This window comes from Pseudomonas synxantha BG33R, from assembly GCF_000263715.2.
In the GTDB taxonomy this organism is placed as follows: Bacteria; Pseudomonadota; Gammaproteobacteria; order Pseudomonadales; family Pseudomonadaceae; genus Aquipseudomonas; species Aquipseudomonas synxantha_A.
The window spans coordinates 2,277,057-2,296,818 of sequence record NZ_CM001514.1 but is presented as its reverse complement, the minus strand read 5'-3'; the positions used below and the strand labels follow the sequence as shown (position 1 = coordinate 2,296,818).

The 19,762-nt window shown below is 59.8% G+C and carries 17 protein-coding genes; 7 read left to right on the top strand and 10 right to left on the bottom strand.

Features of this window, described 5'->3' with window-relative positions; all coding sequences use genetic code 11:
- Positions 1–239: 239 nt before the first annotated feature.
- The 4 genes from PSEBG33_RS16740 to PSEBG33_RS16755 form a co-directional block, all read right to left on the bottom strand.
- Positions 240–956, bottom strand: a complete 717-nt coding sequence (locus tag PSEBG33_RS16740) for an MgtC/SapB family protein (protein WP_005786976.1) — start codon at positions 954–956, stop codon at positions 240–242.
- 167 nt (positions 957–1,123) lie between these two features.
- Complete coding sequence (gene mgtA, locus PSEBG33_RS16745; protein ID WP_005786974.1) at positions 1,124–3,829, bottom strand: magnesium-translocating P-type ATPase; 2,706 nt, start codon at positions 3,827–3,829, stop codon at positions 1,124–1,126.
- Between the two features lie 479 nt (positions 3,830–4,308).
- A complete protein-coding gene (locus tag PSEBG33_RS16750; RefSeq protein ID WP_005786972.1) occupies positions 4,309–4,653 on the bottom strand; it encodes an antibiotic biosynthesis monooxygenase family protein in 345 nt (114 codons plus the stop codon).
- Positions 4,650–5,810: a cytochrome P450 gene (locus PSEBG33_RS16755; protein WP_005786970.1), complete on the bottom strand. Its 1,161-nt coding sequence runs from the start codon at positions 5,808–5,810 to the stop codon at positions 4,650–4,652. Before PSEBG33_RS16755 ends, PSEBG33_RS16750 begins: the two co-directional genes overlap by 4 nt.
- A gap of 74 nt (positions 5,811–5,884) precedes the next feature.
- Between PSEBG33_RS16755 and PSEBG33_RS16760 the strand changes: the two genes are divergently transcribed.
- Complete coding sequence (locus PSEBG33_RS16760; protein WP_005786968.1) at positions 5,885–6,622, top strand: ArsR/SmtB family transcription factor; 738 nt, start codon at positions 5,885–5,887, stop codon at positions 6,620–6,622.
- Positions 6,623–6,639: 17 nt separating this feature from the next.
- On the opposite strand, the gene PSEBG33_RS16765 is transcribed toward PSEBG33_RS16760, so the two are convergent.
- From PSEBG33_RS16765 to PSEBG33_RS16775, 3 genes are all read right to left on the bottom strand, one after another.
- On the bottom strand, positions 6,640–6,984 hold the full coding sequence (locus tag PSEBG33_RS16765) for an FKBP-type peptidyl-prolyl cis-trans isomerase (protein ID WP_005786966.1): 345 nt from the start codon (positions 6,982–6,984) through the stop codon (positions 6,640–6,642).
- Between the two features lie 357 nt (positions 6,985–7,341).
- A complete protein-coding gene (locus tag PSEBG33_RS16770) occupies positions 7,342–7,962 on the bottom strand; it encodes a hypothetical protein (protein WP_005786964.1) in 621 nt (206 codons plus the stop codon).
- A 78-nt stretch (positions 7,963–8,040) separates the two neighbouring features.
- Positions 8,041–9,009: a hypothetical protein gene (locus tag PSEBG33_RS16775; RefSeq protein WP_019821429.1), complete on the bottom strand. Its 969-nt coding sequence runs from the start codon at positions 9,007–9,009 to the stop codon at positions 8,041–8,043.
- A 203-nt stretch (positions 9,010–9,212) separates the two neighbouring features.
- Between PSEBG33_RS16775 and PSEBG33_RS16780 the strand changes: the two genes are divergently transcribed.
- Both PSEBG33_RS16780 and PSEBG33_RS16785 read left to right on the top strand, forming a co-directional pair.
- The gene (locus tag PSEBG33_RS16780) at positions 9,213–10,709 is read left to right on the top strand and encodes a PAS domain S-box protein (RefSeq protein ID WP_005786959.1); all 1,497 of its coding nucleotides are present in this window, start codon (positions 9,213–9,215) and stop codon (positions 10,707–10,709) included.
- Between the two features lie 103 nt (positions 10,710–10,812).
- The gene (locus tag PSEBG33_RS16785) at positions 10,813–11,085 is read left to right on the top strand and encodes a DUF1652 domain-containing protein (RefSeq protein WP_005786957.1); all 273 of its coding nucleotides are present in this window, start codon (positions 10,813–10,815) and stop codon (positions 11,083–11,085) included.
- Here PSEBG33_RS16785 and PSEBG33_RS16790 read toward each other — a convergent pair.
- On the bottom strand, positions 11,048–12,241 hold the full coding sequence (locus PSEBG33_RS16790) for an MFS transporter (protein ID WP_005786955.1): 1,194 nt from the start codon (positions 12,239–12,241) through the stop codon (positions 11,048–11,050). The two genes, PSEBG33_RS16785 and PSEBG33_RS16790, sit on opposite strands and share 38 nt — an antisense overlap.
- An 88-nt stretch (positions 12,242–12,329) precedes the next feature.
- Positions 12,330–12,638 (bottom strand): RcnB family protein, encoded by a 309-nt coding sequence (locus tag PSEBG33_RS16795; RefSeq protein ID WP_005786954.1) that lies wholly within the window; start codon positions 12,636–12,638, stop codon positions 12,330–12,332.
- 268 nt (positions 12,639–12,906) lie between these two features.
- Here PSEBG33_RS16795 and PSEBG33_RS16800 point away from each other — a divergent pair, with 268 nt between their 5' ends.
- The 3 genes from PSEBG33_RS16800 to PSEBG33_RS16810 all read left to right on the top strand — a co-directional run bounded on the left by PSEBG33_RS16800 (position 12,907) and on the right by PSEBG33_RS16810 (position 16,860).
- Complete coding sequence (locus PSEBG33_RS16800) at positions 12,907–13,464, top strand: helix-turn-helix domain-containing protein (RefSeq protein ID WP_032803410.1); 558 nt, start codon at positions 12,907–12,909, stop codon at positions 13,462–13,464.
- Between the two features lie 11 nt (positions 13,465–13,475).
- On the top strand, positions 13,476–14,822 hold the full coding sequence (locus tag PSEBG33_RS16805) for a glutamine synthetase family protein (protein WP_005786950.1): 1,347 nt from the start codon (positions 13,476–13,478) through the stop codon (positions 14,820–14,822).
- A 178-nt stretch (positions 14,823–15,000) separates the two neighbouring features.
- The gene (locus tag PSEBG33_RS16810; protein WP_005786948.1) at positions 15,001–16,860 is read left to right on the top strand and encodes a DUF3857 domain-containing transglutaminase family protein; all 1,860 of its coding nucleotides are present in this window, start codon (positions 15,001–15,003) and stop codon (positions 16,858–16,860) included.
- Between the two features lie 123 nt (positions 16,861–16,983).
- On the opposite strand, the gene PSEBG33_RS16815 is transcribed toward PSEBG33_RS16810, so the two are convergent.
- Complete coding sequence (locus PSEBG33_RS16815; protein WP_005786946.1) at positions 16,984–17,877, bottom strand: LysR family transcriptional regulator; 894 nt, start codon at positions 17,875–17,877, stop codon at positions 16,984–16,986.
- A 129-nt stretch (positions 17,878–18,006) separates the two neighbouring features.
- Here PSEBG33_RS16815 and PSEBG33_RS16820 point away from each other — a divergent pair, with 129 nt between their 5' ends.
- Positions 18,007–19,674 carry a GMC family oxidoreductase gene (locus PSEBG33_RS16820; protein WP_005786944.1) on the top strand — a complete coding sequence of 556 codons (1,668 nt, stop codon included), beginning with the start codon at positions 18,007–18,009 and terminating at the stop codon, positions 19,672–19,674.
- Positions 19,675–19,762: the final 88 nt, after the last annotated feature.

The window sequence follows — 19,762 nt, the reverse complement described above, 5'->3', positions numbered from 1 at the left end:
ACCTGTGAGAAATGACAGTTCCGACGAGCGGCACTGCACACCCTCATGACGATAACCAGGCGGTGTCTGGCCCCCTTCAATTAACTCAGCATAACCACGGACGCAGGACCACAACGACCCAACAGCCGCAAGTGCGCAACCTTAGCAACGCCAAGATGTTTCAATTGAAGGGATATTCCTGACTACATGTAGGATTTTTCCACAACCAAGCTTAGCCAATCCTGGCGTGCCCAGAGGGGTCAGTCGGTAGTACTCGGGCTCCAGAAGGCCTGTACCACCAGGGTTGAGGTGGAGATGCGCGTCACCAGTGCATCCAGTTCGTCGCCATCGACCGACGTTGCGGCCAGGGTGGCCTCGATTTCCACTTCTTCACTGCCGAATGGTCGCACGTCGACATCGCTGGCCGGGTAGTTACAGCGCGCCAGCTCGGCTTCCAACAGGACCATCACAGCCTGTTGCTGGCTGCGCCGCGCAATCACGTAAAGGATGTTGGTGACCTCTGCCGATACCACGTCCAGTGGCTGGCGGTTGATGTTGTTGACGATCGGTCGCAGCAAGGTATTGGCCGCCAGCACAAACAGCGTGCCCAGCAATGCCTCAAGGATCAGGTCGGCACCGGCACAGGCGCCCACCGCCGCCGAAGCCCACAGGGTGGCCGCCGTATTGAGACCACGCACATTGCCTTCTTCACGCATGATCACACCGGCCCCCAGGAAGCCGATGCCCGACACCACGTAAGCGACTACACGCACAGCGCCTTCCGCACCACCGAGGCGGTTGGCCATGTCGACAAAAATCGCCGCGCCCACCGCCACCAGCACATTGGTACGCAAGCCCGCGGTGCGCTGGCGGTACTGGCGCTCGAAGCCGATCAAACCACCCAGAATAAACGCCGCGCTGAGGCTGACCACGGTATCGATCAGGGAGTTGAGGTTGATGTTGTTGATTGCCTGCATAAAAAAATCTCCATGAATGCAGCGGCAAATTGGAAGCACCGCAGGTCCCTGTGGGAGCTGGCTTGCCTGCGATAGCGGCGCGCCAGCCAATGAATCAGGCGACTGATGCACCGTCATCGCGGGCAAGCCCGGCTCCCACAGTTTTTTGCGGTGTTGCATAAAACGTATTACTGCCAGCCAAACTTGCGGATGTAGTAGCCCTTCACCGCTTGGGTCAGCGCCATGTACGCCAGCAAAATCACTGGCAAAAATACGAAGTACAGCGACGGCAGCGCCTGCAATTTGAAGTAGTGCGCCAGCGGCCCCATCGGCAGAAAGATCCCCACCGCCATGATCACGCCCGTCATCAGCATCAACGGCAGTGCAGCGCGGCTTTGCAGGAATGGAATTTTCGGCGTACGGATCATGTGCACGATCAGGGTCTGGGTCAGCAGCCCCACCACGAACCAGCCGGACTGGAACAGGGTCTGGTGGTCCGGGGTGTTGGCATCGAACACATACCACATGAGTGCGAACGTGGTGATGTCGAAGATCGAACTGATCGGCCCGAAAAACAGCATGAAGCGCCCCACCTCCCCCGGCTGCCAGCGTTGCGGCGTGGCGAGCATTTCGTCATCGACGTTGTCGAACGGAATTGCAATCTGCGAGATGTCGTACAGCAGGTTCTGCACCAGCAGGTGCATCGGCAACATCGGCAGAAACGGGATAAACGCACTGGCCACCAGCACCGAGAACACGTTGCCGAAGTTGGAGCTGGCCGTCATCTTGATGTACTTGAGCATGTTGGCGAAGGTGCGCCGGCCTTCCAGCACGCCCTCCTCCAGGATCATCAGGCTTTTTTCCAGCAGGATGATGTCGGCCGCTTCCTTGGCAATGTCCACGGCGCTGTCCACGGAAATACCGATATCCGCCGTGCGCAGCGCCGGCGCGTCGTTGATACCGTCGCCCATAAATCCCACGACGTGCCCATTGGCCTTGAGCAGGCGCACGATGCGCTCCTTGTGGCTGGGTGTGAGTTTGGCAAACACATTGGTGGTTTCCACGGCCTGGGCCAGCTCGGCGTCGGTCATGGCTTCGATGTCGTTGCCCATCAGCAAGCCTTGTTGCGCAAGGCCCACTTCGCGGCAGATCTTCGCCGTGACCAGTTCGTTGTCGCCGGTCAAGACTTTCACCGCCACGCCATGGGCCTTCAGTGCCTTGAGAGCCGGAGCAGTGCTTTCCTTGGGTGGATCGAGAAACGCCACATAACCGATCAACGTCAGCTTGTTTTCATCCGCCAGGCTGTAGGTATCACGCCCGGCCGGCATCGGCTGCGCGGCTACTGCCACCACACGCAGCCCTTCTTCGTTAAAGGCGGCGGTCACTTGGCGAATGCGCGCCAGCAGCTCTTCGCTCAATGCTTCATTGACGTCGCCATGGCGCACGCTGGTGCACACCGACAAAATCTCTTCCACCGCCCCTTTGCAGATCAGCAGGTGCGGCTGATCCCGCTCGGCCACCACCACCGACATACGGCGGCGATTAAAGTCGAAGGGGATCTCATCCACTTTGTGAAACGCGGTGCCGACCTTCAGCTCGCGATGGATTTCCACATGCTCCAGCACCGCAACATCCAGCAGGTTTTTCAGGCCGGTCTGGTAGTAGCTGTTGAGGTAGGCCATTTCCAGTACGTCTTCGGACTCCTGGCCCCACACATCCACATGACGCGCCAGGAAAATCCTGTCCTGGGTGAGCGTGCCGGTCTTGTCGGTGCACAGCACGTCCATGGCGCCGAAGTTCTGGATCGCGTCCAGGCGCTTGACGATGACCTTCTTGCGCGACAAAAACACCGCGCCCTTGGCCAACGTCGAGGTGACGATCATCGGCAGCATTTCAGGGGTAAGGCCCACGGCAATCGACAACGCGAAGAGCAGCGCCTCAGTCCAGTCGCCCTTTGTAAACCCGTTGATGAACAACACCAGCGGCGCCATCACGAACATAAAACGAATCAGCAGCCAACTGACCTTGTTGACACCCTGCTGGAACGAGGTAGCCCCACGGTCAGTCGCCGTGACCCGTTGCGCCAAGGCCCCGAAATAAGTGCTGTTGCCGGTGGCCAGGATCACCGCCGTGGCCGCGCCGGACACCACGTTGGTACCCATGAACAGAATGTTTTCCAGCTCCAGCGGGTTACGGGTTTGGGCGTCCTGCTGATGGGCGAACTTCTCCACTGGCATGGACTCACCGGTCATCGCCGCCTGGCTGACAAACAAGTCCTTGGCGCTGAGCACGCGACAGTCGGCTGGGATCATGTCGCCGGCCGACAACACAATCAGGTCGCCCGGCACCAGTTGCTTGATCGGCAGCTCAATGCGTTTGGCAGCGTCGCGGCGCAGCACCGTCGCGGTGTTGCTCACCATGGCCTTCAAGGCGTCGGCGGCCTTGTTCGACTTGGCTTCCTGCCAGAAGCGCAACAGGGTCGAGAGCACCACCATGGAGAAAATCACCGTGGCGGCCTTCATGTCTTCGGTCAGCCAGGAGATCACCGCCAGCAAGGTCAGCAGCAAGTTGAACGGGTTTTTGTAGCAGTGCCACAGGTGCACCCACCACGGTAGCGGCTGCTCGTGTTCGACTTCATTAAGGCCGTATTGCACGCGCAGCGCGTCGGCATCCTGGGTGCTCAAGCCCTCGGCGTGGCTGCCCAGCACACCCAGCAATTGCACGGCGCTGCGGTTGGCCGACGCCACCAGGGTGTGCGCCAGGCTGGGCGGTACTTCGCGGCTGACACTGGCGTCGGTCACAGTCTCAAGCATCGCCAGACGGCGAAAATGCCGAGCGATATGCCGGGTCCGCAGGAAACCGGCGAAGAACTCTTTAAGCAGCGTGAGGTTCATGGTGTAGCTCCTGCGCGAGGAAAACCGCCGTGCAGGTACGGCCCGTCCACACCGCGCCCGTCACACAGGCACAGCCGAACCTGGCCCGCCCACCGTAAAAGGCAGGCGCGTCCGTAGCATCCAGGCGTTACCCCGGTGCTGGTCAGCGTCGATGAGAGGGATTCAGGCAGGCGCCAGGACGGGCCACTGCCGGGATACCGCTTCTCGCTTTGTGAGGCGAGACAACGGCATCTGGAAAATGCGCGTTACCTTGCCAAGTAGATGCCGGTTACCGAAACCGGCCGACGACTGTCACTCGAACAAGTACCCACTGAGGGTCTCCGCTATTAATGAAAACGCGCGAAGCTTACGCCCCGATGGTGGCCGAGTAAACTGTAGGAAAGTGCCAGCGTGGAGAATACGAAAATTCTTCAGGATGGGTTCAGGTAATGACTGTAGGAGCGAGCTTGCTCGCTCCTAGAACAGGCGGTGTGCTGCTTTCATTCATGAGCTTGCCTGCTATCGGCCGGCGCTTGGACACGATCCTCGAGACTGTAATCGCGCACTACCTGAGCAATACGCAGGTGGTAGTCAGCAAAAACCTGCCGACGGCCTGCTGATTGAGCTGCTCGATGTAGCTCAAGGCGGCGCCACTGCTGGATTGCTTCCTCGTCACGCCAGAATGATAGCGAGAGCAGTTTTCCAGGTTCACTGAGGCTCTGGAAACGCTCAACTGAAATGAAACCATCGATTTGAGCAAGCAGCGGCTTGAGTTCGGCAGCGAGGTCGAGATAACGCTGGTAGTGCTCCTCGTGCGGCCAGGCTTCAAAAATAACAGCGATCATTGTTGAGTCTCCTCATCACGGCAGAACTGCGGGATACGGCCATTCAGGGAAGGCAAATAACGCCAGCGATAATCACGGGCAGAAGCGTTGGGCTTTCGATGCAAGAATGCCGAAATCACTTCTGAGGCAATAGCCAATGCCAAGGGTTGGCCTGGACATTGATGTCTGCCTGAGCCGAAGCTGAAGGTTCGTCGTTGCGCTCGCTTGAGCAAGAAGCTGTCGGGGTCTGGGTTGGCGCAGGGGTCTCGGTTGGCAGCAGCGAGCAATAATAAAATGGTATCGCCCGCCTCTAAAACGCTGTCGCCAATCTTGCATCGCCTGGCAACAAACCGCCGAGTGTTTTGTACCGGTGAATCGTGGCGCGCGACCTCTGCCACCCACTCAGCGACAAGCGTCGGTGTGGCTTGCATGCCTTCAAACAGCTCAGGCTTACGTTGGAGCGCTATGAGGCTGTTGCCGATCAGCCCGGCGGTGGCTTCGCAGGTCTGTGACAATAGCCCGATCAGATTCGCTATCAATGCATCATCGTCTTCCCAGGCTGAAGCGTCGTAATCGCTATAAAGACGGCCCAACACACCACTACCTTTATCATCGTTATTCAGCAGCGCCTGGAGCATCTGGCTCAGCCGTGCCGCCGCGCAATGGGCTTTACCGAGTTGAGCCTCGTCACTTAACGGCGACAGACAGGCAACAAAATCCCGTGTCAGCTGCGCGACTTCCTGTAACTGGCTGGATGTGAAACCTATCAAAGTCGCAATGACCGAAACCGGTAACGTGAACATCCACTCATTCGGGTTATCGCCCGAGATATCAAATGTCTCGACAACCTGCGCCACGAGGCCTGCGATATTTTGCGTGCCCATCGAGGCCAGGATGGGCTCGATAACCCCGCGCGGGCACTGATGTTGCGCCCCCTCGTTCATGCGCATCAAACGACCGAAAATATGGCCTGCGGCGCCTTGCCCAAGGGCAGCCGGAATCGGCTCGTGCAGTGGACGTACAAGGCAGTCGGGATGTTCCAGAATGGCCTGGACAACGCCGGCGCCACTGGCAATCCATACACCAAGATCTGCATCGAACAACAGTTCCCTTTGCTGCCTGAGGCATGAGTAATAAACGTAGGGATCGACATGAGTAGCGGCTTCAAACGGCGTCATTTTGGCAGTCCTTTTCACAAAGAACGGCTACTATCGAGCAATCGTCACCCCCACAATTCGCTCAGGAACGAAATATGGATTCCCAAAGCAATGACACTGCTGTTTCCCGTGTCGCAGGCGCCATTGCGGAGCCCGCGAGGACGAAAATGCTTTGTTCGCTGATGGACGGTCACGCCCGTACCAGCACCGAATTGGCAGTCATCGCCGACGTCAGCGCATCCACGGCGAGCGCGCACTTGGCAAGGCTCAAAGAGGACGGTTTGATAAAACTGAACACGCAGGGCAGGCACCGCTACTTCAGCCTGGCAGACGCGCACGTGGCCCAAGCTATTGAAGCTCTCATGGTGATCAGCCGAAACGCGCAGACCCAGTTCGTTTCGCCGGCCCCCAGTCGATTGCAGTTGGCGCGGACCTGTTATGACCACATGGCAGGATCCCTGGCTGTACAACTGCACGACTATTTCATCGACGCCGGCTGGTTGAGCATGCCAGTCGCTGGTGACGGTACGTATCAGCTCACCGCAGAGGGCGAAAAAGCGATGACAGGGCTCGGTGTCGAGATAGAAACCGTAAGGGCACAGCGACGTCGTTTCGCTTGCTCATGCCTGGATTGGAGCATGCGCCGCCCTCACCTCGGCGGCGCACTGGGGGCCGCTGTTCTACAAGCCGTTATAAGCCGCAAATGGGTGATCCAGGACCTTGATAGTCGAGCATTGGCCTTGACGCCCAAGGGGCGAAAGGAGCTGTACGGCAGATTTGGGATCACGGTTGAAAGCAAGGAGCTGGAGAAATCAAGCGCCGCCTCCATATGAGGCCATATTCAATCTCTTCAATCATCCCGCGTCAGCACTTCCAGCAGTTCAATCTCGAAACGCAGGTTACTGTTGGGTTTGATATGCGCGCCCATCGAGCGCTCGCCATAGGCCAGGTGCGCCGGTACGTACAAGGCGCGCAGGCCACCAACCCGCATGCCCATCAAGCCCTGGTCCCAACCCTTGATCACGCGACCGGTACCGATCACACACTGGAACGGTTTGCCCCGCTCCCAAGACGAATCGAACACCGTGCCATCTTCCAGGGTGCCGGTGTACTGGGTGGTGATCAGCGCGCCCTTGACCACGGTTTTGCCAGTGCCCAGGCGGATGTCGGTGACTTGCAGTTCGTCGTTGCTCATGGGGGTCTCATTGAAGGGTGAAAGGCTGGGTTTTCCCAGATTCGGCTGGGTTTGGCAAGCGTAGGAACAGTCGGAACAATGACATTTCCCTTTAACTTGAAGGACCCTTGCGAGAGAATCCCAACCGCTTGCGCCGTTCGAATCACGTGGCTAGTCTTCGTTGGTCACTGCCAATTAGATAGCCGTCCGCTGTCAGGCTGCCAACAGCCTCGCCACAGAACCAGCGCCGTACCGCAATCTACTGTGGGAGGGGGCTTGCTCCCGATGGCGGTGCATCAGCCCCTGCATCATTGACTGACACCCTGCTATCGGGAGCAAGCCCCCTCCCACATTTTGATTTGCGTGCAGCCCCGGTTTCTACAACCAATGCCAGAACCGGCTCCAGAAGCCTCGCCCCAACTCATCCTTGCACCCGGCATATTGCCGCGCATACATCTGCGAGCGCGCCTGTACCTTGCTCGCTACCGGCGGCAGCCAGGCTTTGCTGGCGTAGGTGCGCTGGCGATAGCCGCCCCAGCCTTCGTGGTAGTTCAGGTATTGGCCGTAGGCGTCGTATTTGTAGACACCGTTGATGGTGTACGTCTTGTCCATGTACCAGCCGATAAAGTCGATGGCGTCGTCGAAGTCTTCGCGATCAGCACCACTGCGGCCGGTGGCTTTGCGGTAGTCGTTCCACACTTCATCCTTGGCCTGGGCGTAGCCCGCAGCGGTGGACACTCGGCCCCAGGGGATGATCCACAACAGGTATTTACGCGGGGTCTTGGCGTCGTAGCGAAAGCCCGACTCCTGATACATGATCGCAAACGGCACCTGGATCGGCACGCCCCAGCGCTTTTGCGTGACCTTGGCGGCGTCGTACCAGTCATCTTTTTCGCGAAAGATGCCGCACAGGTCGTTGGGCGTGCGTGGCGGCGAGGTGCCGCACGCCGCCAACAGAGAAGTGAGTAATAACAGTCCAACGGCTTTGCCTGCGCTCAAGGGGCACCTTTGCGGGATACGGGTAAAAGGCCAGCATTTTACCCGTTCCCACAGGCGGCGTCCTTGCCGCAGACAGTTTTACGCCAAAGGCACGCGACGGGTAGTCAACGCGATACGACCGATAAAGAAGCTCAAGGCCGCGCCCAACAGCAGCATGGCCAAGGTGCTCCAGGCAGCGCGGGACAATTGCTTGGCCGCCACTTCACCGGCTTCACGGGCTTTTTGTTCGGCCTGTTTTTTCAGCTCATCGACCTTCTGCATGGCTTGCTGATAAGCCTGGGCATAGTTGTCGACAATCTGGGTGGCTTCTTCTTTGCTCTTGCCGGTACGGGCCGCAACGATGTTGACCAGGGCCTCTTTATCCGCTGCATTCAAGGCTGGCTCGCCGGACGCTTTCACGCGTTCAAACCACTGCTTGAGCTCGTCACCGGCCTGAGCAGGGTTGGTCGCTGCATCGGTGGCCGACTGTTTGCCATCGGCAGCCGCCTGGTCGGCTTTTTGCTCAACGTTGGCCGGGTCCAATTCCGCCTTGCCGCTTTGCTTGAGCAAGGTATCGAGTTGGCCTTGCAGGCTGTTCCAGTCCAGCTCGATCCCCTGCTCGTTCAGCTGCTGCTTGATGCTGTTGCCGATCCCCGGCGCTGCGGCCGCAATGCCACTGCCGGCAGCAGACAAGCCTTTACCCACGACGTTGCCGGCAGTGCCGACGACGCTGGAAGCCAAGCCTGCCAACAGCCAGGTGGTCAACAAGGTGGTCAGGGTCCAGGTCAGCACCCCGTGCAGGCCGCCGCGATCCGGCGCCGTACGTCCAGCCACAAACGCACCCAATGCGATGGCGACCAAGGTCGAGACAAACAACCAGATACCCGCACCCGTGCCGAAGCCGCTCAACGGGTTGCCTGCTTCCATCGGGTCAACGGCGCTGGCGCCGATAGCCGTCCCCAACACACTCAACACCAGGTAGGTCACCAGTGCGATTGCACTACCGGCCAATACCGAGCTCCATGACACACGAAATAGCGATCGATTGGTTTCATAGACAGTGGTCATACAAAGGTCCTTTTCAAATTTGGGAGCAAGGCAATACGCCTTGTTGAGTGTGAGTGTGGCGAAACGACATACGTTCAGTCCTGGCCCATATGCACCAGACCGGCTGGTGCATTCGCACTCCCCCCGAGGCAAATTCTCTGCACTATCCTGAAGCCGGGATGTCGTACTCGAATGCACTCAAGCCTCGCCCCCTCGGAGACGTTATGACCCAGGATGTTCTCGCCAAAGAAACCAATCGCCGCCAGTTGCAGCAGATCATTTCCGGGTTGTCCGACGGTGTGATTCTGGCCGAGGTCGACCAGACCATCCTCTGGGCCAATGACGCTGCCTTGACCATGCACGGGGTCAGCGCCGTCGAAGACCTGGGCGCCAATACCGAGGCCTACGCCGAGCGTTTCGCCTTGCGCTATCGCAATAACCATCCTTTACAGCTGGACAGCTACCCGTTAAGCCGCGTGGCCGCTGGTGAAGATTTCAGCGATGTGGTGGTGGAAGTCACCCCTGCCGCCGACGAGAGTCGCTACTGGGTGCACCGCTTGCGCAGCCTGATACTGTCCGACGCGCAGGGTGAGCCGGAGTTGCTGGTGCTGATCCTCAGCGACGCCACCGAATGGGCGAGCGCCGAGCAACGCTTTGAAAAAACCTTCAACGCCAACCCCGCACCCGCCGTGATCTGCCGCCTCAGCGACCTGCGCTACATCAAGGTCAACCAGGGTTTCCTGGAGATGACCGGCTACAACCGCGACCAGGTCATCGGCAAATCCGTGTATGAACTGGACGTGCTGGAACAGGCCGAGCGCAAAGACCTGGCGATCCAGCGCCTGGGCGAAGGCGCAACTATTCCGCAAATGCAGGCCGAACTGAGATTGCCCGAAGGTGGCAGCAAACTGGTGATTGTCGCCGGCCAACCGTTGGACATGAACGAGGAAGACTGCATGTTGTTTTCCTTCACTGACCTTGAGCCGCGACGCAAAGCGGAAGTTGCCCTGCGCCAGAGTGAAGAGCGCTTCGCCAAATCCTTCCGCCTGACGCCGGTGCCGACCCTGGTGTGCAGCGCCGACAACCGCCAGGTGGTGGATGTCAACGAAGCCTTCATGACCATCACCGGCTACATCAGCGAGGAGTTGATCGGCAAATCCATCGAAGACATCAACTTTATCGACAGCCCCCAGGCCGGCGCGCAGTTGTTCGCCACCCTGGAAAAAGCCGGCAACCTGGACGGCCAGGACCTCAAGGTGCGCAAGAAAGGCAACGAGGTGATCGACTGCGTGGTGTCAGCCGATACGGTGATCATCCAGGACGTGCCCTGCTACCTGATGGTGCTGATGAACATCACCGAACGCAAACGTTCGGAGCTGGAACTGGTGGCGGCCATCGAGGAAGTCATGCAGGACGCGTCCTGGTTCAGCCAGACCCTGATCGAGAAACTGGCCAACGCCAAGAGCGTCAACAGCCCCAACCTGCCGAATGTCTCATTCACCGACCTGACCGCCCGTGAGCGTGATGTGCTGGGCCTGATCTGCGAGGGCCTGGCAGACAAGGAAATCGCCTCGCGCCTGAAACTGGCGCCCAATACCGTACGCAACCACGTTGCCACGGTGTATTCCAAGCTGGGGGTGCACAGCCGCAGCGCGGCCATCGTGTGGGCCCGTGAACGTGGGCTGTTCGCCGGTGAATTGCGCCTTAAAACCAAACCCTGACCCTTGCAAATGCACTAGTTCACCTAGTGCGAATTCGCCTTATGGCGCGAGGGTGCACGCCATAACCTTCAAGGGATCGTATTTATGCCTTGAAGGAACCTGCATGTTTACCCTCTCTCAACTGCGCAACTGCATCGAAGAAGGCCTGTCACCGCTGACGTGCGAATTCACCCTGTGCCGGGATGCGTCCCTGACCCTCAAGGTCTACGACGCAGAAACCGGCCGTGTCGACCTGGTGGTTACCGGCATCAGCACCAACCGCCTGCAAACCCCCCAGGAAGTGGCGAAGATGGTGGATGAGTTGCGCTACGAACTGCAAAGCAACAACGTCGGCAAGCTCACACTGGATGATTTGCCTTCATCGCCGCTCCCATGAAATAGAACACCCCGCCGCCAACGATAAACGCCCCCAGCATGTAGAACATGTAGTGGGCCGGCAGGCTGGCCAGCACCAGACCACACAGCACCGGCCCCAGCGCGGCACCAAGATTGGACAAGTTCTGCGCCCCGTAATACATGCCCCGCAGGTGGTCCGGGGCGATTCGGTCGATAAACATGTACTCGGCCGGGAACACAATGATTTCTCCCACGGTAAACACCGCCATTGCCAATACCCACCACAACACGCTGGTGGACAGCGCGAACCCGATCAACCCCAGCATGAACATGCTCAAGCCCGCGATCAGCCACTGGCTGAGATAGCGATGCGAGATGCGCCGACCAATCAGGTACTGCAAGGCAATCACCAGCACGGCGTTGGTGGTCAGCACTGCGCTGATCACGGTGTAGGTGTATTCGGCGGTGGTGGTGGTAACCAGGTATTGAGACAGGTAGGCCGTGAACTGGCCGAACACCACCGCACTGAGCAAACCGCCGAGGGTGAAACACACCAGGCGACGATCTTGCAGCAGCACGCGGGCGACGGCCAGAAACGGCACCGGTTTTTGCGTGGCATCCACAGTGGCCAAGGTGCGGTCGCCCCACCGCCAATACAGCAGGAAAAAACCGAGCCCCAGCAGTGCCGACAGAATAAACGGCAGGCTGATATCCAGCTTGGCCACCATCGCCCCGAAGGCCGGCCCCACGGCATAACCGATATTGGTGAGGGTGTATTTGATGGAAAACACTTCACTGCGTGCGTCTTCGGGCAGCAGGCTGGCGAAACCGGCTTTCACCGCAATGTCGATGACCGCGTAGGCCAGGTTGATCAGGATCAGGCAGCCATAGAACGCCCAGATATCCTGCGCCAACAGCGTGCCGATAAATCCCAGTACAAACACCAGGCTCAATGCGAGCAACAGCCGATAACTGTTGATGCGGTCGACCAGGAAACCGCCGTATACGCTGAGCAGCGAGCCGACGATCAGCGAACTGCCGATCACCAGGCCAACCTGGCTAATGTCCAGGGCGAAGTGGCTGGTGAGGTAGATCACCAGGTAGGGAAAGGTGATGGCCTTGGCCAACGTCAGCAGCAAGGTGGCGCACAGCAGCAGGTTCACGGTGCGCGGGTAGGTTCTTATTGTGGCAAGCATCCTGCTTCTTTCCTGTGAAGGTAACGCGACCATTGCGGTCGGTTACCTTAACGCATGAACCACGAAACGAGCAGGTGGCCCGGCAGAATTATTTCTTGACCGGCGTAATCTCAAGGATAGTGCCGTTGGTGGTCTTGAGCAGGACGTACTTGTCGCCTACACGCGCCCATTGGCTCTCATCCTCAGGCTGTTTGAGGCCGCGCTTTTTCCAGTCTTTAATCGCTGATTCCTCGCGCATCAACATGTCCGGGGCGCGATCACCCTCTTTCAAATCACGGGCGTTGATGTTTGAAGGTTGCACGGTTTCCTGAGGGGTATCGCCGGCTTGCACTACAGCGCTGGCGGTGGAAAAGCTGGCAGCGACCAGCAGGCAAGCGGCTAAGGTTTTCGACTTCATGGGTGCTCCTTCAATTAATGGTGCGTACCCAGGTTCCGACCGCGGCGGCGCAGAATCATTCAGCCCGCTCAGTTTCCCCTGTGGCCAGCTCGGCCTTGCTGACCCATACAGTCCGGCCAACAATTGTCCCAATCGATCCGCATCCGATCGCGTAGTACAGCCCTGCAGCTCCTGTCCCAGCGAGAATAAATGCGCTTTGAGTTCCACCCCGATTGCCTCCATGAAATTAATCCTGTAATTTTTCATGAAATTATTCGAACTAAATTTCATGAACCAGCAACAAGAACTCGCCACTCTCGCGACCCTGATCCATGACCTGCGCAAGCACAAGAAACTCACCCTGGCGCAATTGGCGCAAAAGATCGAGCGCTCGGTGGGTTTTCTGTCCCAAGTGGAACGCGGGTTGTCGCAACCCACCGTCGCCGACCTGACCGCCATCAGCCACGCCCTCGATGTGCCCACCACCTATTTCTACAGCCTGCCCAAACCCAAAGCGGTGGACTGGGTGACACGCCCCAACGAGCGGCGCACGGTGTATTACGCCAATGGCATCACCGATATCCTGGTGTCGCCGAGCATGAACGGTGCTTTCTCGATGCTCGACAGCTTGTTGGCCCCCGGTGCCAACAGCGGCGAGCAAAGCATGAGCGATCGCGCCGAGCAGGCTGGCTTTGTGCTGGAAGGCGAGCTGACCCTATGGGTTGAGGGTGAGCCCGATGCAGTCACCCTCTACGAAGGCGACAGTTTCCACCTGGCCAGTTTCGCCCACTGCCGCTACGCCAACCTGACCGACCTGCCCGCCCGCGTCCTGTGGGTTTACAACTAGGAGCTGCACCCGTGAAAAGCCCATCTGCAACGTTGCTGGCCGAAGTACGGACCTTTCGCCAGAACCACCCCGACGTGCGTTATGTCGACCTGATCGCCCTGGACATTCCCGGGCATTTCTACGGCAAGCGCTACCCGGTGGAGATGCTTGAAAAAGTCGCCGCCGGCAGCCCGTTGAAGTTGCCGCAGAACGCGGTATTGCTGGGGGCTCAGGGCGGGTTGTTCAAGATTGGTGACTACTGCTTCAACGACGGTGACCCGGATGCCAATCGCCGCCTGGTACCGGGCACATTGAAGCCGGTGAGCTGGGAATCGCAGCCCTTGGGGCAAATGCTCATCACCTCGGACGGCACCGCAGCGCCGATCGAATTCGAGCCCCGCGAAGTATTGGCCAAGGTGCTGGAACGCTTGCAGCACAAGGGCATTCACCCGGTGGTAGCGTTTGAGCTGGAGTTCTACCTGTTCGATAAAAAGCTCGACAAAGGCCTGCCGCAATTTGCCCGAGACCCGCTCAGTGGTGACGCCGACGACCAGCCCAACCTGCATATCGAGCGGCTCTCGCGCTTCAGCGAAGTGCTGGACGACATGGCGCAAACCGCCCAGGAACAGGGTATCGACATCACCGTGATCACCGCCGAAATCGGCCCCGGCCAGTTCGAGATCAACTTTGGCCACTGCGACGACGGCTTGCGCGCCGCCGACTGGGCCGCGCTGTTCTGCCGCAGCACCCGGGGCGTGGCACTCAAGCACGGTTACCGCGCCAGTTTCATGGCCAAGCCCTACCTGCAATTTCCCGGCAGCGGCATGCATGTGCATGTCAGCCTCTACGACGCGGCGGGCAATAACCTGCTTGCCGCCCATCAACAGCAACCGCTGCGCCACGCCGTGGCCGGCTGCCTGGAACTGCTGCCCCACTGTATGCCGATCTTCGCGCCCAACCACAATGCCTTGCGCCGCCTGGGTGGCACCGTCAACGCCGCCACCCGCGCCAGCTGGGGCTTTGAAGACCGGGACGCGTGCGTGCGCATCCCCGAGTCCGACCCGCGCAACCTGCGGATCGAGCACCGCCTGGCCAGCGCCGACGCCAACCCCTACCTGGTGCTGGCGGCAATCCTGATGGGCCTGGAGCATGGGCTTGAGGCCAAGCGCGAGCCGATCACATCGCTGAACGAAGACCGTAACAGCGGCACCGATTTCCCGGTGGAGATGCTCGACGCCGTGCGCGCCATGCAGCAGCAACCGGTAGTGCGCGACAAGCTGGGCGCGGAATTTGTCGATGTGTATTGCGAGAACAAGCGCCAGGATCACTTGGCTTTCCAGCAAGAGATTCATGCGCGGGAATATCGCTGGTTTCTTTAAAAACTGCCGAAACCGACTGGCAAAAAACCTGACTTAAATCAAACAAAGGCTCTAGCACGGGCCTTTCAGACGGATAAATTGTCGAACAATCCTGGCTTTTGCCGTTGAGACCCATTATCATCCGGCGCCTTCTCGCTACCCGCCGGGTAGCTGTTTCAATGTGTCACCCGAGGCGCCCATGTACCGTTTTTCGTTTCACCGCCCTTTGATTGCCATCAGTCTGGGGCTTGTTTCCCATTCCGTCAGCGCTGCCCTGCAACCTATTGCCGAAGCGCCGTTGGCCAACGACACCGAATTGCACTGCCACTTCAACCGCGACGCCAGTACCGACTGCACCACCACTTACCGCTACACGATCCTCAAGCCCAACGGCCGCGAAATACTTTCGCGCATCGACTTCGATTACTCCGAAGGCGATACCTTTGAGGTGATCAGCGCACAGTCCACCCAGCCTGGCGCCAAGCCGGTCCCCCTGGCGGCCACGCAAATCGACACGCGCAGCGCGCCCAACCCGGACCAGGGCTTCAGCCGCGACAAACAAACCTCCCTGGCCTTCTCCAACTTGCGCGTGGGCACAAAGATCCGCTACACCGTACGCCAGCACTACCCGGCCAAACCGCTGATGACCCAGTTCCATTACGTGCTCAAGTTCGGCCCCGGCGCGGCCCGCCGTGACCGCTTCAAGGCGCGCTTCACCGCCGAACGCCCGATCCAGTGGCGCAGTGAAATGTTCGACGCGTTCAACGTGACCCCTTCGAGCAACGGCAAGACCCTGGACGTGGCGCTTAAAGCCCCGATCTACCTCAACTACATCAATGAGTCCTCCGCTGCCGCCCTGCTGCGCATCCCACGCCTGGAAGTCGGTAGCGCCGTGGAACGCCAGGCTTACTTCGGTGATTTCGCCCAGCGTTACAACCAGATTCTCGGCGCCAACCTGCCGGCGCAAGCCGCCGCCGCCGTGGCCGCCGCACGCAGCCTGGCACCGGCCGAGCAAGTGGCCGCGCTGATGCAGCACATCAATGATCACTACCGCTACCTGGGTGACTGGCGGGCCAGCGAGCGTGGTTATGTGCCATTCAGCCTGGCGGAAATCGAGCAGCATGGCTACGGCGACTGCAAGGACCTGGCGACACTGCTGACGGCCATGCTCAAGGCCAGTGGCATCAAGGCCGAGACCGCCTGGGTGAGCCGTGGCGATGTGGTCGATGCCTTGCTGATTCCGGGTACCCAGGCGCCTAACCACGCCATCGTGCGTGCCGAAGTGAATGACCAGGTGTGGTGGCTTGACCCGACCAATCCGGTCTTCGCCCCCGGCCAGATCATGCCCGACATTCAGGACCGCTGGGTGCTGGTCAACGACGCCCACGGCCAGGTGCGCGAAGAGCGCATCCCGCTGGAACGCCCCGAAGTCTCGATCCGCCTGGACAAACAGGTGCAGTACGGCAAAGAGGGAGATGGCGCGGTGAAGGCGACTATCACCTTCAGCCGCCTGCCGCTGATGCAAATGAGCGTCGCCGACCGCCAGCAAGGCACCACCGCCACCGACCAGAATATCTGCGCCAACTTCGGCAACGACATCAGCGACTGCCAGATCACCCGTGAACCTACCGGCTTTGTGGTGCATGACGGTTATAGCGTCACCGCGCGCATGAATGATCAGCGCGCCCTGGAAAAACTGGCCAATGACTATGTCTACACCGACCCGTCGTTGAAAGACCGTTGGGAGGGCTACATCAACTATCGCCGTCAGGGGCAAAAGGCCGACCTTTACCTGGGCAACCCGGAAACCTACGACTACACCTACACCCTGACAGGCGGGAAGATGGAAAAAGCCATCCCCGGCTGCACAGTGCGCTCGCCCTGGTACGACCTGGACCTGGACGGAAAACTGCAGGATGGCTCGCTGCGCTACCACTATCGCCTGAGCCAGAAGAAACGCTGGCTGACCCATGCTGAAGTGGCCAGTGATGCGTTCGGCAAGATGATTGACGAGGCTCGGGCGTGTGCCGAGCAGGTGCATCAGGTAGTCAAGCTCTAAAATCAAACTCAGATCAAATGTGGGAGCTGGCTTGCCTGCGATGGCGGCGGGTCAGCTTGCACATGAGTGACTGATACACCGCCATCGCAGGCAAGCCAGCTCCCACCTTTTAGTCCGTGTGTGTCAGCGGGATTCGCCGAGTAGCAAACGCTGCTCCCGTGCACACAACTCCACCACATAATCCCACAACACCCGCAACCGCACAGACTTGTGCAACTCCCGGCGCGAGCTGATCCAGTAGCTGCGCTGGATGCTCTCTGCCGGCAGCAACGGCACCAAATCCTTATCGCCCGCCGCCATAAAGCATGGCAACACGGCAATGCCCAACCCCGACCGCGCCGCCTGGTGCTGGGCGATCACACTAGTGCTGTGGAACACCACCTTGGGGTTGCGACAGAAGCTGTTGAGGAACTTCAGTTCCTGGCTGAACAGCAGGTCATCGACGTAATCGATCCAGGCATGGGCGGCGAGGTCTTCGCGCTTTTCGATCGGCGGGTTGCACGCAAGATAAGCGCGGCTGGCATACAGCGCCAGGCGGTAGTCGGTGAGTTTGCGTGTCACCAATTGATCGACGCTGGGGCGTTCCAGGTGGATGCTGATCTCCGCTTCGCGATTGAGGATGCTGACAAAACGCGGTACGGCCACCAGCTCCACTTCCAGACCTGGGTAACGCTCGAACAACCCGCCCATGCGCCCGGCGAGGAACATCACGCCCAGACCTTCGGCCACCCCCAGTCGGATCTTGCCCAAGGGCGCGGCTGAGTGGGTGAGTTCGTCTTCGGCCAGCAGCGCCACGTTCTCCATGACTTCGGCATGTTTGAGCAGCGCCTCGCCCGCGGGTGTCAGTTCGTAGCCTTGGGCGTGTTGCACAAACAGCGCGGTGCCGAGGCTTTTCTCGATGGCCTCGATATGCCGGGCCACGGTGGCATGCGTGGTTTTCAAGCGTTGCGCGGCGGTGAGCAGGCGGCCACTGCGCTGCAACTCGAGAAAAAACCGCAGGTCATTCCAGTCGAACATATCGCCTCCATTGCCTGAGCCCGGACCGCGCTGTTTAAAAACGCACAGCAGCTGGGTAAAAACTAACATTTTTAAGACGAAAACTAACAACTAGGATGGGGCCAACAAGAAAAACAAGCGAGCCCCCAGATGCCCATTGCAACTGCTGAATACGATTACATCGTGGTCGGCGCCGGCCCCGCCGGTTGCCTGCTGGCCAATCGTTTGTCCGCCAACCCGGCCCACCGCGTCCTGCTGCTGGAAGCCGGTGGCCGCGACAATTACCCCTGGATCCATATCCCCGTCGGCTACCTGTTCTGCATCGGCAACCCGCGCACCGACTGGTGCTTCAAAACCGAGGCGCAGGCCGGCCTGCAAGGTCGCGCCCTGAGCTACCCACGGGGCAAAGTGCTCGGCGGCTGCTCGTCGATCAACGGCATGATCTATATGCGCGGCCAGGCTCAGGACTACGACGGCTGGGCGGCAGCTGGCAACCCGGGCTGGGCCTGGAACGATGTGTTACCGCTGTTCAAACACAGCGAAAACCACTTTGCCGGTGGCTCGGAATTCCACAGCGATGGTGGCGAGTGGCGCGTCGAGCAGCAGCGCCTGTCGTGGCCAATCCTCGATGCGTTTCGTGAGGCGGCAGCCCAGAGCGGCATCGCCAACATCAACGATTTCAACCAGGGCGACAACGAGGGCTGCGGCTACTTCCAGGTCAACCAGAAGGCCGGGGTGCGCTGGAATGCGGCGAAGGCATTTCTCAAGCCGATCCGCCAACGCCCCAACCTGACTGTGTTGACGGAGGTGGAGGTCGACCGTGTGCTGCTGGAAAATGGCCGAGCCTCCCAGGTTGTCGGGCGCCAACACGGCCGACAGCTCAGCTGGAAAGCGCGCAAGGAGATCATATTGTGCGCCGGTGCCGTCGGCTCACCGGGCATTCTGCAGCGTTCCGGGATCGGCCCCACCAACGTGCTCAAACCGTTGGGCATTGATGTGGTGCATGAACTGCCGGGCGTGGGCGGCAACCTGCAAGATCACCTGCAACTGCGCCTGATCTACAAACTGGAAAATGCACGTACCCTGAACCAGATCGCCGGCACGCTGTGGGGCAAGATGGGCATGGGCCTGCGCTACCTGTACGACCGCAGCGGTCCGCTGTCGATGGCGCCAAGCCAGCTTGGCGCATTTGCCCGCTCCGGGCCGGAGCAGACGTCGGCCAACCTTGAATACCATGTGCAGCCGCTGTCCCTGGAGCGCTTTGGCGAACCGTTGCACGGCTTCCCGGCGTTTACCGCATCGGTCTGCGACCTGCGCCCGCAAAGCCGCGGCCGCGTGGATATTCGCTCGGCCAACCCGGCAGATGCCCCGCTGATACAACCCAACTACCTCAGCCACCCCGAGGACTTGCGCGTGGCCGCCGACGCCATCCGCCTGACCCGGCGCATCGTCGCCGCGCCCGCCTTGAGCCAGTTCAAACCGGTGGAATACCTGCCTGGCGATGCGCTGCAAACCGAAGCACAACTGCACGAAGCCGCGGCACGCATCGGCACCACCATTTTCCACCCGGTGGGCACCTGCCGCATGGGCGATGACAAGGACGCCGTGGTCGACAGCCAACTGCGTGTGCATGGCATTCCCGGGCTGCGCATTGCCGATGCGTCGATCATGCCGCGCATCACCTCCGGCAATACCTGCTCACCGACGCTGATGATCGCGGAGAAGGCCGCGCAGTTGATCCTTTCACCGAACACTGTAGGCGCGAGCTTGCTCGCGAAAAACCCACCCGCACCGCGCACCGCAGGGCACCCCGCGTAATCGTTAACGGTATATGAAGTTGAAAAACAGCGGCGCTGAGGTTGGCGCCGACAGTGGGACAACAATAAATAATCACTGTGAGGGACAC